This is a genomic window from Paraburkholderia sp. 35.1 (genome assembly GCF_050436525.1).
GTDB classification, from domain to species: domain Bacteria; phylum Pseudomonadota; class Gammaproteobacteria; order Burkholderiales; family Burkholderiaceae; genus Paraburkholderia; species Paraburkholderia tuberum.
The window spans coordinates 2,294,474-2,309,393 of sequence record NZ_JBNDMJ010000002.1 but is presented as its reverse complement, the minus strand read 5'-3'; the positions used below and the strand labels follow the sequence as shown (position 1 = coordinate 2,309,393).

Here is a 14,920-nt window from a genome sequence, read left to right as displayed (position 1 = left end):
AGGGAGTGGGATCGGCGCGAGGCGTTAGGGGCGTTAGGGGCGTTTCGTATAATGGACAGTTGACCGCCAAACGTGGCATGGGGACGCGGATGAAATTGCTGATCGTTGAAGACGAGCACAAGGTGGTGGACTACCTGCGCTCCGGTTTGACAGAGCAGGGCTGGGTCGTCGATGTCGCGCTCGACGGCGAGGAAGGAATGCATCTGGCCACCGAATTCGATTACGACGTGATCGTCCTCGACGTGATGCTGCCTAAGCGCGATGGCTTCAGCGTGCTGAAGGCGCTGCGCATGCGCAAGTCGACGCCGGTCATCATGCTGACCGCGCGCGATCACGTGAACGACCGCGTGCGCGGCCTGCGCGAAGGCGCGGACGACTACCTGACCAAACCGTTCTCGTTCCTCGAGCTGGTCGAGCGTCTGCATGCGCTCGCGCGCCGCACGCGTTCGCAGGAGTCCACGTTGATTTCCGTCGGCGATCTGTTCGTCGATCTGATCGGCCGCCGCGCGACGCGCGACGGCGTACGCCTCGACCTGACCGCCAAAGAGTTTCAACTGCTCAGCGTGCTCGCGCGCCGTCAGGGCGACATTCTGTCGAAGACCGCGATCACCGAACTCGTGTGGGACGTCAACTTCGACAGCCATACGAACGTCGTCGAGACCGCGATCAAGCGGCTGCGCGCGAAGCTCGACGGCCCGTTCCCGTCGAAGCTGCTGCACACGGTGCGCGGCATGGGCTACGTGCTCGAAGTGCGCGAAGAGGCCGAGACATCATGAACCGTTCGATTGCCCGCCGTCTCGCGTCGATGTTCGCGCTGGTCGCGCTGTTCGTGTTTACGCTCGTCGGCACGGGGCTCTTTCTGGTGCTGCGCACGCAGCTCGAGCATCATCTGCGCGAGTCGCTCGACGATCGCACGCAAATCGCACGCATCATCGTCTATCACGCGGTGACGCCCGAAAAATGGCGGATGTGCCGCGAAAAACTCACCGACATGACGCCGCACGACGGCAGCACCGTGTACTCGGTGACGAGCGCGGACCCGAGCTATCACTTCGGCACGCCGGTGCAGGGCACCGTCACGAAGAGCTGGCCGGGCGGCTATGCGCGCATCGCGCCGGCGGGCGGCGGCCCCGACATGCTGACCTCGACGGTGACCTTGCCCGCCAACGCCGCGCGGCCGCCGGTGCAGTTGCAGGTCGCGTCGAGCTATTCACCGAACCTGCGCACGATGCGCGTGTTCGGCTCGGCGCTCGCGGCGTTGTCCGCGCTCGGCAGTCTCGCGGTGCTGCTGCTCAGCTACTCGGTCACGCGCATCGGTCTCGCACCGCTCACGCGTCTGACGCGCGACGCATCGGCGGTCAGCCCGAACAACCGCTCGCAGCGGCTCAATACGGCGTCGCTGCCGCTCGAACTGAACGACCTCGCGAACTCGTTCAACGGCGCGCTCGAACGGCTCGACGGCGCCTACGGCCGGCTCGAATCGTTCAACGCGGACGTCGCGCATGAACTGCGCACGCCGGTCACGATCCTGATCGGCCAGACCGAGGTCGCGCTGACCCGCAACCGCTCGGTCGACGATCTGCGCCACACGCTGCAATCGAATCTCGAAGAATTCGAGCGGATGCGCACGATCATCAACGACATGCTGTTCCTCGCGCGCGCCGATCAGGGCGAACGCGCGACGGGGCTCGTCGAGGTGTCGCTCGCGGCGGAACTCGCGCATACGCTCGAGTTTCTGGAGATTCCGCTCGAAGAGGCGCACGTGCATGCGCAGTTGCACGGCGATGCGTTCGCGCGCGTGAACCGGTCGCTATTCGGCCGCGCGTGCACGAACCTGCTGATGAACGCGATCCAGCATTGCGAGCCGGGCGCGTCGATCAGCGTGACGATCGCGCGCGGGAAAGGACCGATGCGCGACCAGGTGCGCGTCGCCGTGGCAAATCCTGGCGAGCCGATCGCGCCGGACGTCCTCGAACATCTGTTCGACCGTTTCTATCGCGCGGAAGTCTCGCGCACCAATAGCCGCGAAAACCACGGGCTCGGGCTCGCGATCGTGAAGGCGATCGCGGAGATGCATCGCGGCACCGTGTCCGCGCACAGCGCCAACGGCGTCAACACGTTCTCGTTTTCGGTGGCGGCGTCGGCGCGGTCCACGTCGGGCGACGTGCCGGCCATGCGTGCGAACGCGACCGGCGTCGCCGGCGACAGCGCCTATTCGTCGCTCGCGAAAGGCAAGTCGGCCTGAACCGGCAGGCGCGGCTTCAGCGCCTGTTCGCTGGCCGACGTCAGCGTGCTGATGCGCACGCCCAATAGCCGCAGCTTGCGGTTCAACTCCACGCGTCGCAAACATTCGGTCGCCGCGCGGCGGATTTCGGTCGCGTCGGCGGTCGGTTCGTCGAGCGTCAGGTCGCGCGTGACGGTGTGGAAGTCGTCGTAACGCAGCTTGATGCCGATCGTGCGGCCCACGTAACCCTTGCGCACGAGATCGTCGGCGACACGCACGCACAGCCCCGTAAACGCGCTCGATAACGCCGGTCGATCGTGGCGCGGATGCAGATCGCGCTCGAACGTGGTCTCGCGGCTGATCGACTTCGGCTCCGATTCGACCACCAGGGGCCGCTCGTCGTGACCCTGCGCGACCTGCATCAGCCAGGCGGAATAGCTGCGCCCGAAGTTGTCCTGCAACAACCCGGCGTCGGCGGCGGCCAGATCGCCGACCGTCGCGAGGCCGAGTGTGGTCAGCTTCTGCGCGGCCTTCGGGCCGATGCCGTTGACCTTGCGTACCTGCAGCGGCCATACGCGCAGCGGTATATCGGCCGGCGTGAGGATCGTCAGGCCGTCAGGCTTGTCGAGTTCGGAGCCGATCTTCGCGAGCAGCTTGTTCGGCGCGACGCAGATCGAACACGTGAGACCGGTGGCCTGATGAACGGCGTCCTTGATGCGCCGGCCGATGTCGGCCGGTTCGCCCGCCAGGTCGGTCAGGTCGATATAGATCTCGTCGATGCCGCGATCCTCGATGCGGTCCGTGAACGTCCTGACGGCGGCCTTGAAAAGACGCGAGTAGTGGCGGTATGAATCGAAGTCGGTCGGCAGCAGGATCGCGTCGGGCGCGAGCGCGGCGGCCTTCATCATGCCCATCGCCGAAAACACGCCGAGCGCGCGCGCCTCGTAGGTCGAGGTGGTCACGACGCCGCGGCCCGCGTAATCGCGCAGCTTCGCGAAGCGCCTGCTGCCGTCTTCGAGCACCTGCGGCGCGCTGTTGCGCCCGCCGCCGATCACCACCGCGCGCCCGCGCAACTCCGGATAGCGCAGCAGTTCGACGGACGCGTAAAACGCGTCCATGTCGAGGTGCGCGATGCGGCGGGTTGGCGAATTCATGGGAGTTGAAGCGGGCGATGGCAATGAACGAAAGCGGTGACGGCGCGCGTCGCGACGCCGCCAGCCCGTAATGGTACCTTGCCGCGCTCGCCTCCGGTCAGGGCCGGCGCGGCCGGCCGCACGCGTGTCGTTCAACGCGTTGTTGAGAAAGCGGATTCAACGTGAGCGGCGAGGATCTGCGCACGCCGCGCTTTCTTAACCTGATCACCGCGAGGCTCGCCGGAACCGGCCTGCGTCCCGCGCAGATCAGGATCGAAGCGACCGAGCGCAGTTGCCTGAACGCCGATGCGACCCGGCAGACGATCGCGGCCTTCCGAAGCGCCGGCCACCCGGTCTATATCGACGATTTCGGCACCGGCTATTCGAGCCTCGCCTATTTGCAGACTTTCATGATCGACGCTCTGAAGATCGACAAATCGTTCGTCGACACGATCGCCCAACAGGCGGCGTCGAGCATCGTTGCGCCGCATATCATCGACATGGCGCACGAATTAGGGGTCGAGATCGTGGCGGAGGGAATCGAGCGCGACGAGCAGGTCGAGTATCTGCTGCGCCGAGGCGTTCAGTACGGACAGGGCTGGCTGTTCGCGAAGGCCATGCGCCGCGAGGAGCTGGTCGCGTGGCTGGAGGCGCGCCGCGCGTCGCACGCGCCGGCGCAGCCCGCGATCCAGTAGTTCGGCGCCCGGCCGTGCCGGGCGTGATGCGCTTACTGCTTGATGCCTTCGGCCTGGATATGCAGCGTGGTCTTCATGTTGAAGCCGTACGCCTTGCCGAAATCGATGCCGAAATCGTCGCGATTGAACGTCGCGACCGATTCGGTGCCGCACACTTCGCGCTTCAGCACCGGATGCTGGATGCACTTGAACGATTCGATCTTCAGGTTGACCGGTTTCGTGACGCCGTGCAGCGTCAGCGTGCCGATCACTTCGACCGGCTTGTCGCCGTCGAAGCGGATCTGCGTGCCCTTGTAGGTCGCGGTCGGGAACTTCGCGGTGTCGAAGAACTTGTCGCCGACCAGTTCCTCGTTGAGCTTGTCGTTGCCGATTCCGACCGAGGTCATGTCGATCGTCGCCTCGACCGTGCCGGTCTTCGCCGCGCGATCGAGCACGACGGTGCCGCTGCTTTTCTGGAACTTGCCGCGCCAGATCGACAGGCCGCCGAAGTGGTCGGTCTCGAAGCTCGGCGACGTGTGCGTCGGATCGAGCAGGTAGGTTTCGGCTGCGGCCATCGCGTTGAACGAGCATGCAGCGGCGAGCGCGCCGGCGGCGAGCAGGAAGGATTGCTTCAAGTTGGACTCCAGAGGTCGAAGGGTAAAGCGGTGCTGCGGCGTGGTGGGTTATTGCTTCGCCGCGACCAGATGAAATTTGATGACGACTTCGTCGGCGACCACCGACGTGTCTTTCCATTCGCCGGTGCCGACGTCGAACTGCGTGCGCTTGATCGGCAGCGAGCCGTCGAACGTTTGCGTGGCGCCCTGGCTCGCGATCACGACCGGCACGACGACCGTTTGCGATTTGCCTTTTATCGTCAGCTTGCCGGTCACCTTGTACTGGTTGCCGCCAGCCGGCGCGATCGAGCTCGACACGAAGGTCGCGCTCGGGAAGGCGCCGCTGTCGAACCATTCCTTGCCTTGCGCCTGCTTGTTGTAGTCGTCGGCGCCGAGGTCGTAGCTCGCGGTGTCGATCGACACGTTCGCGCTGCCCGCGGCAGGCTTCGCCGGATCGAAATTCAGTTGCGCGGAGAACTTTCTGAACTTGCCGTCGACGGGCACGTTCATCTGTTTGGTCGTAGCGATGACGCTGCTTTTCGCGAGGTCGACGTCGGCGTGCGCGAGGTTCGCGCCGAGCAGCGCAAGCACCGCCAAAGAAGCGAGCGTCGCGCGACGAGTGGAGAGATAAAAAGGTGTCTTCATGATGGTACGCATCCTATCCGAGCTTCGCGGCCTGATTGCACACCGCGAGGAATTTGATTGCCAACCAGTCGTAACCAATCGACAGGAGTTATGGCTTTCTTCAAGCCGTCATATCGTTATGCGCGGGTCTTCAGAAACGGCACCATGCGCGCGAGCAATCCGTCGCGATCGACGAACTGATGCTTGAGCGCCGCAAGCACGTGCATGATCACGAGCGCGAGCAGCGCGTAATTGAGCAGCACGTGCAGCGTGCGTAGCGCGGCCTTCAGCGCCTGATCGGGACCGATGATCGTCGGCAGCGGCACGATGCCCAGATACACGACCTGAATGCCGGCCGCCGAGCTGTAGAAGTAGCCGGACAGCGGAATCGCGAGCATCAGCAGATACAGCAGACCGTGCACCAGATGCGCGGCGGCCTTCTGCCACGCGGGCGTCGCGGCATCGAGCGCGGGCGCGCGATGCGTCGCGCGCCACAGCACCCGCAGCAGCGCCAGCGCGAACACGGTCACGCCAATCCATTTGTGCCACGAGAAGTACTTGAGCTTCGTCGGCGTGAAGCCGGGGATATCGGTCATGATCCAGCCGATGTAGAAGCCGCAGATCATCAGCGCGGCGACCAGCCAGTGCAGTGCGATCGCCGCGCCGTGGTAGCGCGTGGGAGCGCAAGCGTGTGTTTGCATCGTGTTCTATCCGTTGCTCGCGAGAAGCCGCGTGAGAATGCGGATAGTAGGGATGCCCATTCAAACTGAATAGGCGGGTGGGCGGGAACAGATCGTTGTCGCGGTGATGTTAATCGTGTCGAGAGGCATGCGCGCTGAAAGGTCCGCGCATGAAGGCACGCACACTGCTATGGAGCGCTCGCCGTGGTACCGCTGTGGTAATTTGTTGCCCCGAACAACAAGGTTGCGCGCTTTGCGCAGCCACCGACATAACCCAATATCCGGGCGTCAAGCCGTGAATTCCGTTTTTCTTTCCTGGAGTATTGCCGCGCTCGCCACCGCCGGCGTGATCACACGGCCGTTCAAATGGCCCGAAGCCGTGTGGGCCGTCGCCGGCGCGGTGCTGCTCGTCGCCCTCGGCCTATTGCCCTTGCATCTCGCGGTCGAAGCGATCGGCAAGGGCACCGACGTCTATCTGTTCCTGTTCGGCATGATGCTGCTATCCGAAGTCGGCCGCCGCGAAGGGCTGTTCGACTGGGTCGCGGTGCTCGCTGTCAATCATGCGCGCAGTTCGCCGCGCAAGCTGTTCGTGCTCGTGTATCTGTTCGGCGTGGTGATCACCGCGTTTCTTTCCAACGACGCCACCGCCGTCGTGCTGACGCCCGCCGTGTTCGCGGCGGCGAAGAAAGCGAAGACACCGCCGCTGCCGCTGCTGTTCGTCTGCGCGTTCGTCGCCAATGCGGCGAGCTTCGTGCTGCCGATTTCGAATCCGGCCAACATCGTGCTGTACGGCAATCACACGCCGCCGCTGGGACCGTGGATGCTGCGCTTCACGCTGCCGTCGGTGCTGTCGATCGCCGCGACCTTCGTGATGCTGCGCTGGACGCAACGCGAGGCGCTCGCTGGCGTCTGCGAGGCAAATCTCGACGCGGTCGAGCTCTCGGCGAGCGGGCGCGTCGCGCTCGCGGGCATCGCGGTGACGGCCGGCGCGCTGCTGACGGTCTCCGCCTACGACATCCAGCTAGGCCTGCCGACCGCGATCCTCGGCGCGCTGACCGCGCTCGTCGTGCTGATCAAGGAGCGCAGATCGCCGCTGCCGATGATGCGCGAAATTTCGTGGAACGTGTTGCCGCTCGTCGCCGGGCTGTTCGTGCTGGTCGAGATGCTCGATCACACCGGTGTGATCAACCTGTTCGCGGGTGCGTTGCGCCGCGCGACCGAACACAACGAAATGGAAGCGGCCGGGTGGGCCGGCGCGAGCGTCGCGTTGCTCAGCAATCTGATCAACAACCTGCCGGCCGGCTTGATCGCGAGTTCGACCGTGATGCAGGCGCACAGCCCCGAGCGCGTGATCGACGCGCTGTTGATCGGCGTCGACCTCGGGCCGAACCTGTCGATCACCGGCTCGCTCGCGACGATCCTGTGGCTCAACGCGATTCGCCGCGAAGGCGAAGACGTCAGCTTCATGAAGTTTCTGAAAGTCGGCGCGCTGGTGATGGTGCCCGCGCTCGCGCTGGCGCTTGGGGCGCGGATATTAACTGGCTGAACCGATGCCGGACCCGCCCGCCATCAGCGGGCTTGTGCAGGAACCGACGCGCGTCGCGCCGGCGAGCTCGTCCAGTCGCGCGCCGACCGAGCGCAGCCTTGCTTCGAGGTGGGCGACGCGCTGGCGTTGCGCGGGCACCATCGACGAACGGTTCAACGCATGCAGCCGACGATGCCAGTACGACAACGGAAAACGGTCGCGCCCAGAAAGTGCGTTGAAAACGACTTCGAGGTGGGCGATTTCCTTGTCGATATCTTGGTAGCTCATCACAAAGGTCCACGAAAGAAGGTGGGATAGCGGCGCGCGAATCTGACAGGGATCGCAAGGTCCGTTCCATCCCGCCTATATGTAGTCAATATCAGCCGTGCCGGCGCAGAGCGCCACATCGGGCGCGCGCCTGGCGCGGTGCGCGATGGTAAGAAGCGGCAAACTCCATGCAAGCTTTACGCGGCGCTCCACCTTTCAACGGGACAACGGGAATTCACCAGGCGTGCCCGCGAGGCGCGTGTCCTATGCTGAGTCAACGGCGTGGGCCGGTCTCGGGGCGATCGCAACCGCCCGCGCGACGGCCCGGCGCGCGCTTTCAACGCGGCGCGATCACGAGCGGTTGCGCATAGCTGACCGTCGGCGCGGGCACCACCGCATAGCTGAGCGCGGGCGGCGCCGCGACGATGGTCGCGGCCGCCACAGGCACGGCGACAGGCGGTGCCGATACGTACACGGGATTGACCGGCACCGGGTAGTAGACCGGCCGCGGCGGCGGCGCGTAGACCACGGCGGCGGGCAGATACACGACGACTCGCGCATAGGGTCTGTTTACATATGGAACGCACGTGCGAATGCCCGCTATCGGCCGCAGGGCAAGGAGTAAGGAGCGCTGCGTGGCCGCGCCACGTGAGCGACGCGCGACGCCGCCATGCGGCCGATAGCGGGCATTCCCCTGGAATGAAATCCAGGCAATGGGGTTGCCGCGAGAAGGGCCGCTCGCTGCGTCATGCTCCTTGCGAATACGTCGAGTATTCGCGGCGTCGCAGTCCTTGCGAGCGGCCCTTCTCGCGGCAACGCACGTGCGTTCCATATGTAAACAGACCCTATGCAGCGGAAGAACAGGCGAGACCGAGGGCGGTGAAAGTCGAGGCGCAGGCGAGACGGATAGTCATTTGGGACTCCTGATACGTGAATGCCGACGAACGGCAGACGAAACGATACGCAGCAGGTCCGCAAAACGAAACTGCGAACTCATTTCATTCGATGTCAAGCTGCAGCGGCACCCGGTGCCGTGACATGATTCGACATGATTCTCGAATTGCGATCGCGCGGCGTCTGACCAACAATTCGGCCTGTCATCGAAACGGCTCGCGGCACCCAGGCAGGCGACGGTCGATGTTCCAACCGAAGGAGTCAGTCATGAAGAAGTTGCTCGCCACCGTGCTGCTGTGCTGCGCGTCCACCGTCGCGTTCGCTCAGGCCGCCGCGCCACAAGATATCGGCCAGCAGCGGATGGAGCGCATGGAGCAGCAGTTGCAAACGCGTTTTTCAAGCGCGAACACCACCCACGACGGCAAGCTGACGCGCGAGCAGGCAGCGGCCGGCATGCCGCGGCTGGCGCGTCATTTCGACGAGATCGACACGCAGAAGGCCGGCTACATCACGCTCCCGCAGATCGAGGCATTCATGCAGGAACGCGGGGCCGCACACTGAGCGGCTCGGTTATCGAGGAGCTTTCGGATGGAACGCCCCGCCAGGATCATCGTGCTCGACGACGAAGCCGAGTTGCGCAACATGCTGCTGCGCTTTCTGCGCGGTCATGGCTTCGACGTGCGCGCGGCCGAGGACGGCAAGCGCCTGAATCGCTACCTGGAGCGCGAGCCGTTCGACCTGCTGATACTCGATCTGATGATCGGCGAAGAGGACGGCCTCGAGATCTGCGCGAAGCTGCGCGCTCAAGGGCAGACCTTGCCGATCCTGATGTTGACGGCGAAGGGCGATCCGCTCGATCGCGTGACCGGCCTCGAAACCGGCGCCGACGACTACCTCGCGAAACCGTTTCTGCCGCGCGAACTGGTGGCGCGAATCAATGCGTTGCTGCGCCGCCAGAAGATGGCCGCGGGCGACCTCACGCTGACGTCGCAGCGCGTGCGTTTCGGCGACTTCACGCTCGATATCGGCAAGCAGGAGCTGTCGCGCGCGGGCGAGCCGCTCGAGATTCATTCCGCGCAGATGCTGCTGCTGGTCGCGCTCGCGTCGTCGCCGAATCGTGCGGTGAGCCGCGACAACCTGCTCGCGCGTGCGCGAGGGCGCGACCATGACGCGCTCGATCGCAGCATCGACGTACAGGTGCTGCGGCTGAGGCAGATCGTCGAGGACGATCCGTCGAAGCCGCGTTTCATTCGCACCGTCTGGGGCGTCGGCTATATGCTCGTCGCCGATGTCGAATCATGATGCGCTCACTGTCGCGCGCACTGCTGCCGCGCACGCTGCTCGCGCGCAATATCGCGCTGTTGATCGCGCTCGTGATGCTGAGCCAGATCTGCTCGATCGTCGTGCTGCTGCATTACGTGCAGCGGCCACGCGTCGAACGCGCGGCGGCCGTGTTCGCGACCTATGTGACGACGCTCGACAACCTGCTCGCGGCCACTCCGCCCGCCTCGCGCGCGGCGCTGACCGCGCGTCTCGACGCGCGCGAGCAGTTGCCGCCCGAAGCGACCGACACACCGCCGCACGATCTGTTGCATGTGTACAGCACCTATCAGCGCGGCGTTTTCATCGACAGCCTGCAGAAGCATCTGCCCGCCGATATGCCCGTGCGGTGGCAGACCGAGGGCGCGCAGCGGCTGTGGATTCGCATGCATGCGCCGGCTGCCGGGTCCGACCACGCGGCCGGTTCGTTGGCCGGCGCGCCATACTGGATCGCGCTGCCGGTTCCCGAGGACGCGCAGGGCAGCGGCCTCGAAGCGGCGATCTTCCTGTCGTTGGGTCTCGGCGTGCTCGCCGCGCTCGCCGGCTACGCGATACAGCTGCACCTGAACGAACCGTTGCACGAGCTCACGCAAGCGGCGCGGCGCGTCAGCGCCGGCGACCTGCCCGCGCCGCTGCCCACCGACGGCCCCGCCGAAATCGCCGCCGTGGGCAGCGCTTTCAATCAGATGACGCGCGCGTTACAGGACGCCGAAGCGACGCGCGCGTTGATGCTCGCGGGCATCTCGCACGACATCCGCACGCCGTTGACGAAGCTGCGCCTGTCGATGGCGATGGCGATGCCGCAGGGGGCCGACAGCAGTTTCGTCATCGCCGCCGAATCGTATCTCGATCAGATCGAGACGATTCTGCAGCAGTTCATGGATTACGCGGGCAGCGGCGAGCGCGAGGAAGCGCAGCCCGGCGATCTGAATGCGCTGATCGAACGGCTCGCGGGCGACTTCGCGGGGCTCGGGCACGAGTTCGACCTGTCGCTGGGCAGCTTGCCGGCCGTTCGCTATCGGCCGATCAGCATGATGCGGCTGCTGATGAATCTGATGCAGAACGCGATCGTCTACGGCGGCAGCGGGCTTGCGGTGCGCACGTGGGCGACGCAGGACGCGGTCACGGTTGCGGTCGGCGATCGCGGTAAAGGTTTGACGGCGGAGGAGTTGGAGAAGCTGAAGGCGCCGTTCCAGCGCGGCCGCAATGCGCGTGCGCATAGCGGCGGCACGGGGCTGGGGCTGTCGATCGTCGATCGGATCGCGCGGCTGCACGGCGGCGGCCTGCAGTTTCATCCGCGCGACGGCGGCGGCCTCGAAGTGTGGGTCGTATTGCCGGTCAAGGCGGCATGATGGGATGAGGCGGTGGCGTTCTTGCCGCTCACTCGCGATCGAGCCACGCGTCGAGCCCGACCCGAAACGCGACGCCCGCGATGACCGGCACGGTCAGCATCAGGATGATGCCGAAGTTCGGGATCTCGTCGCCGTACATGATCGGGTTGTACAGCACGACGCCCGACACGATCGTGAACATCACGACGCCAATGGCGACCATCAGGAGATTGCGCACGGACATGGACAGCGTCTTGCGCTGCCGCTTGTCCGTCGTGTCGTGAGCGCCGGGTGCTTCGTCGTGTTGGGCAGGCATGATGGTTCTCGTGGCAAAAAACGCGGCATCGGAAGCGGGTGCGGAGGGCACCGCGCCCGGCATCATACCCGCACCCGCGCGGCTGATGCAGATCGGGGCCGCGCCGTTGCGGTACTCATCCTTACCAACAATATATGCCATTCCAGGCCGCGATTTCAGGCGTCGGCAGTCGACCCCGCCGGAGGCGCCGAATCCGCGCGAGACGCCGATGCAAGCGCGCAACCGTTCAGGCCGAGCTCGTCGAGAATCGCGCTCATCAAGCCCGTGCGGCGCCATTGCAGCCACCTGATGTAGCACGTCTGCGACGGCGGAAACGTGCCGGGCAGCCGATGCCATTTCTCGTTGCGCGTGACGACCCACAGAGATGCTAGCGTTGCTTTTCAAACCTTCATCAGCGACGCGCCGGGGATTACCGCGACCACGTTGAAGGAGCTGACGCTGCTCTCCCTCATAGCATCTAGGACGCCGCTTCGGTGTGGTCGAGCCATTGCGCGAACTCGTGTCGCAACTGCGCGATATCGAGCGGCTTGCCGAGTAGCCGTGCACCCGGAATCGCCGCCCCGATCTCCGCGCTGCGACCGTACCCCGACACCAGCAGCACGCGTATCTCCGGCTGCACTTGCCGCACCGCGCGCGCGAGTTCGTGGCCGGACATGCCGGGCAGCGTGAGGTCGGTCAACAATACGTCGTAGCGTTGCGTGTTCGCGAGCGGCAACGCTGCTTCCGCGCTCGCGACCGCGGTGCAAGCGAGGCCTAACGCGCCGAGCAGTTCGCCGAGCGCCTCGCGCGATTCGGTGTCGTCCTCGACGAACAGCACGCGCGCGGCTTCGTGGGCCGCACGCGGCTGGATCGGCTTGTGCGGCTTTTTCTTCGGCTCTTTGTTCGACGCTTTCCGCGGGCCCTTCGCAGTAGCGCACGTGTTGGCGCCTTCGTACGCGGCGGGCGGCACGCATGCGGCGATACGCGCTTCGCGCATCCCGGCCGCGTGGTCCACGCGCGCGGCGCCCGCGCGTAGAACGTTACGCACCAGACGGGCAAGATCGTCGCGCCGGTACGGCTTCGACAGCAGCGTGATACCGGCGTCGAGCTTGCCGTGGTGGACGATTTCGTCGCGCGTATAGCCCGACGTGAACAGCGTAGGCAGCGGTGGCGTGCGCGCGGCCGCGCGTTGCGCGAGCTCGACGCTCTTCAGCTTGCCGGGCATCACGACGTCGGTGAACAGCAGATCGATCGGCATGTCGCTGTCGATGAATTCGAGCGCCGCGTCGCCGTTCGACGCGGTCAGCACCTTGTAGCCGAGCTGCGCGAGCATTTCGACCGCGGTCAGCCGCACGTCGGCATCGTCCTCGACGACGAGTATCGTTTCGCCGCCGCCGACCGGTGCCGCGGTGCCATCGACGGTCTCCGGCGTCTCCGCCTCGCAGCAGCGCGGAAAGAACAGCGACACCGTGGTGCCGTGTCCCACTTCGCTTTCTATCGACACATGCCCGCCGCTTTGCCGCGCGAAGCCGAACACCATCGACAGGCCAAGGCCGGTGCCGTGGCCGTCGGGTTTGGTCGTGAAGAACGGCTCGAACACGCGTTGCAGCACTTCGGGCGGCATGCCCGAGCCGGTGTCGGCAACCGAGAACTCCACGTATTCGCCGGGCGACAACTCCGGCTTGCCGCGGCAGAACGCGGCGTCGAGCGTGCGGTTGGTCGCGCGCACGGTCAGCACGCCGTCGGCGCGCATCGCGTCGCGCGCATTGATCGCGAGATTGAGCAGCGCGTTTTCGAGCTGGTTGCGGTCGACCTGCACGTTCCACAGATCGTCGCTGAGCACCGTGTCGATTCGCACCGTTTCGCCGAGCGCGCGATGCAGCATCTCGCTCATGCCGGTCAGCAGGCGGCGCGGATTCAGCACGGTCGGCGACAGCGGCTGACGCCGCGCGAACGCGAGCAGATGTGCGGCGAGCTTCGCGCCGCGTTTGACGGCATCGGTCGCGGCGGATAGACGCCGCTGCGCGACCGGGTCGTCGTTGGCGTCGGCGGCGAGCATCTGCAGATTGCCGTTGATCACCTGCAGTACGTTGTTGAAGTCGTGCGCGACGCCGCCCGTCAGGCTGCCGATCGCTTCCATCTTCTGCGCCTGGCGCAGTTGTTCCTCGGCGAGCGTGCGCGCCGCGATCGAATCGGCGACGCGCTGCTCGAGCGTTTCGGTCAACTGAAGAAGCTGCTGTTCGGCGATCTTGCGATCGTGAATGTCGATCAGCACGCCCGGAAAGCGCGTCGGTTCGCCGTGTTCATCGAACTGGCAGCGGCCGTTCGCCTGTACCCACATATAGCCGCCGTCAGGCCGCCGGATTCGGTACTCGGCGCGAAACGGCTCGCCGCTGCGGATCGCTTCGGCGGTCAGGCGGTCGTTGAGCGCCTGGTCGTCGGGGTGGATCATCTGCGTCACGGCATCGCGCGCGACGCCCTTCGACGCTTTATCGCGCGCAAACAGGAAGGTCCGCGCGAAGCGTTCGTCGCCCGTGACCTCGCCGGTGCGCACGTCGAGCACCCAGGTGCCGAGCACCGCGCCGGTATTCAGAGCGAGCTGCAGGCGTTCGTTGGTCTCGTGCAATTCGGTTTCGGCTTGCTGGCGCATCCGCTCGGTCAGCACGCGCCCGGTGGTCTCGACGACCATCGCGAGCACGCCGGCCGGCGCGCCGCTGTCGCCCGCGACCGGGCTGTAGTACAGATCCATCCACACGTCTTCCGGCTTGCCGTCGCGCAGCAGCATGAGCGCCTTGTCGCGATACGACAGCGTGCCGCCCGCGAGGCAGGTGACCATCACGTGATGGTTGAAATCGGCGACTTCGGGCCAGCCGTCTTCGACCGGACGGCCGAGCAGATACGGATGCCGCCCGCCCGCGAAGACCGCATAGGCGTCGTTGTAGATCATGTAGCCGGGCTCGCCCCACAACAGCACGAGCGGCATCGGCGAGGCGAGCATCATCTGGACCGTCGAGGTCAGACTGCGCTGCCAGTTTTCGATCGCGCCGAGGGTGGTGGCGCGCCAGTCGAATTCGCTGATGCGTCGCGCCATCTCGCCGCGCCAGCCAGCGCAGCCGCAGTCTTGTGCCGGAAAAGGCATGCAGCGCTCCACGTGAAATCACGTCGAAAATGATTGGCTCTTGACCGAAGCTTCGAAGGTTCGCGCGCGTTGCGCAGCCTCGCGAACCCCAAATATTGTAGGGCACAACGCCTTATCGGTGATGCATCGCAGACGCTATTCGGGGTTTTGCCGGGTAAGCACCCGTGTCCGAAACCGTACCAATTTGGCACCTCGTTCGA

14 protein-coding genes and 1 pseudogene are annotated in these 14,920 nt (G+C 65.4%); 7 read left to right on the top strand and 8 right to left on the bottom strand.

All coding sequences use genetic code 11. From position 1 onward, the window contains the following. Window positions 1-89 precede the first annotated feature (89 nt). Both OKW27_RS16505 and OKW27_RS16500 read left to right on the top strand, forming a co-directional pair. A complete protein-coding gene (locus OKW27_RS16505; RefSeq protein WP_018424874.1) occupies window positions 90-776 on the top strand; it encodes a heavy metal response regulator transcription factor in 687 nt (228 codons plus the stop codon). Further along, window positions 773-2,245 (top strand): heavy metal sensor histidine kinase, encoded by a 1,473-nt coding sequence (locus tag OKW27_RS16500; protein WP_429334107.1) that lies wholly within the window; start codon window positions 773-775, stop codon window positions 2,243-2,245. Before OKW27_RS16505 ends, OKW27_RS16500 begins: the two co-directional genes overlap by 4 nt. On the opposite strand, the gene dinB is transcribed toward OKW27_RS16500, so the two are convergent. Further along, window positions 2,212-3,378, bottom strand: a complete 1,167-nt coding sequence (gene dinB / locus OKW27_RS16495; RefSeq protein WP_184065303.1) for a DNA polymerase IV — start codon at window positions 3,376-3,378, stop codon at window positions 2,212-2,214. The genes OKW27_RS16500 and dinB overlap by 34 nt on opposite strands. Window positions 3,379-3,536: 158 nt before the next feature. Here dinB and OKW27_RS16490 point away from each other — a divergent pair. Continuing rightward, window positions 3,537-4,052, top strand: a pseudogene (locus OKW27_RS16490) (EAL domain-containing protein); the annotation flags it as partial. Window positions 4,053-4,084: 32 nt separating this feature from the next. Here the strand turns inward: OKW27_RS16490 and OKW27_RS16485 are convergent. The 3 genes from OKW27_RS16485 to OKW27_RS16475 form a co-directional block, all read right to left on the bottom strand. Next, on the bottom strand, window positions 4,085-4,666 hold the full coding sequence (locus OKW27_RS16485) for a YceI family protein (protein ID WP_429334106.1): 582 nt from the start codon (window positions 4,664-4,666) through the stop codon (window positions 4,085-4,087). A gap of 48 nt (window positions 4,667-4,714) precedes the next feature. Further along, window positions 4,715-5,290: a YceI family protein gene (locus OKW27_RS16480; RefSeq protein ID WP_429334105.1), complete on the bottom strand. Its 576-nt coding sequence runs from the start codon at window positions 5,288-5,290 to the stop codon at window positions 4,715-4,717. 116 nt (window positions 5,291-5,406) lie between these two features. Next, window positions 5,407-5,970, bottom strand: coding sequence for a cytochrome b (locus OKW27_RS16475; protein WP_090806379.1), 564 nt, complete (start codon window positions 5,968-5,970; stop codon window positions 5,407-5,409). 274 nt (window positions 5,971-6,244) lie between these two features. On the opposite strand from OKW27_RS16475, the gene OKW27_RS16470 reads away from it, so the two are divergent. Then, window positions 6,245-7,495 (top strand): arsenic transporter, encoded by a 1,251-nt coding sequence (locus OKW27_RS16470; RefSeq protein ID WP_429334104.1) that lies wholly within the window; start codon window positions 6,245-6,247, stop codon window positions 7,493-7,495. Here the strand turns inward: OKW27_RS16470 and OKW27_RS16465 are convergent. Further along, a complete protein-coding gene (locus OKW27_RS16465; RefSeq protein ID WP_090806375.1) occupies window positions 7,484-7,762 on the bottom strand; it encodes a hypothetical protein in 279 nt (92 codons plus the stop codon). The two genes, OKW27_RS16470 and OKW27_RS16465, sit on opposite strands and share 12 nt — an antisense overlap. A 316-nt stretch (window positions 7,763-8,078) precedes the next feature. Beyond that, window positions 8,079-8,288 (bottom strand): hypothetical protein, encoded by a 210-nt coding sequence (locus OKW27_RS16460; protein WP_429334103.1) that lies wholly within the window; start codon window positions 8,286-8,288, stop codon window positions 8,079-8,081. Between the two features lie 614 nt (window positions 8,289-8,902). Here OKW27_RS16460 and OKW27_RS16455 point away from each other — a divergent pair. Genes OKW27_RS16455 through OKW27_RS16445 form a run of 3 tightly spaced genes read left to right on the top strand, consistent with a single transcriptional unit; the run spans window position 8,903 to window position 11,307 of the window. Further along, window positions 8,903-9,196 (top strand): EF-hand domain-containing protein, encoded by a 294-nt coding sequence (locus tag OKW27_RS16455; protein ID WP_429334102.1) that lies wholly within the window; start codon window positions 8,903-8,905, stop codon window positions 9,194-9,196. Between the two features lie 27 nt (window positions 9,197-9,223). Next, a complete protein-coding gene (locus OKW27_RS16450) occupies window positions 9,224-9,937 on the top strand; it encodes a response regulator (RefSeq protein WP_090806371.1) in 714 nt (237 codons plus the stop codon). Beyond that, window positions 9,934-11,307 carry an ATP-binding protein gene (locus tag OKW27_RS16445; RefSeq protein ID WP_429334101.1) on the top strand — a complete coding sequence of 458 codons (1,374 nt, stop codon included), beginning with the start codon at window positions 9,934-9,936 and terminating at the stop codon, window positions 11,305-11,307. Before OKW27_RS16450 ends, OKW27_RS16445 begins: the two co-directional genes overlap by 4 nt. A 28-nt stretch (window positions 11,308-11,335) precedes the next feature. Here the strand turns inward: OKW27_RS16445 and OKW27_RS16440 are convergent, their stop codons facing one another. Next, on the bottom strand, window positions 11,336-11,602 hold the full coding sequence (locus OKW27_RS16440; protein ID WP_090810108.1) for a hypothetical protein: 267 nt from the start codon (window positions 11,600-11,602) through the stop codon (window positions 11,336-11,338). Between the two features lie 457 nt (window positions 11,603-12,059). Continuing rightward, the gene (locus OKW27_RS16435; RefSeq protein ID WP_429334100.1) at window positions 12,060-14,720 is read right to left on the bottom strand and encodes a response regulator; all 2,661 of its coding nucleotides are present in this window, start codon (window positions 14,718-14,720) and stop codon (window positions 12,060-12,062) included. Between the last annotated feature and the right edge of the window lie 200 nt (window positions 14,721-14,920).

Excerpts from the sequence above, each read along its gene's own strand:
- OKW27_RS16465 (WP_090806375.1), bottom strand. The coding sequence starts at position 7,762 with ATGAGCTACCAAGATATCGACAAGGAAATCGCCCACCTCGAAGTCGTT.
- OKW27_RS16505 (WP_018424874.1), top strand. The coding sequence starts at position 90 with ATGAAATTGCTGATCGTTGAAGACGAGCACAAGGTGGTGGACTACCTG.
- OKW27_RS16440 (WP_090810108.1), bottom strand. The coding sequence starts at position 11,602 with ATGCCTGCCCAACACGACGAAGCACCCGGCGCTCACGACACGACGGAC.
- OKW27_RS16455 (WP_429334102.1), top strand. The coding sequence starts at position 8,903 with ATGAAGAAGTTGCTCGCCACCGTGCTGCTGTGCTGCGCGTCCACCGTC.
- OKW27_RS16500 (WP_429334107.1), top strand. The coding sequence starts at position 773 with ATGAACCGTTCGATTGCCCGCCGTCTCGCGTCGATGTTCGCGCTGGTC.
- OKW27_RS16435 (WP_429334100.1), bottom strand. The coding sequence starts at position 14,720 with ATGCCTTTTCCGGCACAAGACTGCGGCTGCGCTGGCTGGCGCGGCGAG.
- OKW27_RS16480 (WP_429334105.1), bottom strand. The coding sequence starts at position 5,290 with ATGAAGACACCTTTTTATCTCTCCACTCGTCGCGCGACGCTCGCTTCT.
- OKW27_RS16475 (WP_090806379.1), bottom strand. The coding sequence starts at position 5,970 with ATGCAAACACACGCTTGCGCTCCCACGCGCTACCACGGCGCGGCGATC.
- OKW27_RS16445 (WP_429334101.1), top strand. The coding sequence starts at position 9,934 with ATGATGCGCTCACTGTCGCGCGCACTGCTGCCGCGCACGCTGCTCGCG.
- dinB (WP_184065303.1), bottom strand. The coding sequence starts at position 3,378 with ATGAATTCGCCAACCCGCCGCATCGCGCACCTCGACATGGACGCGTTT.
- OKW27_RS16450 (WP_090806371.1), top strand. The coding sequence starts at position 9,224 with ATGGAACGCCCCGCCAGGATCATCGTGCTCGACGACGAAGCCGAGTTG.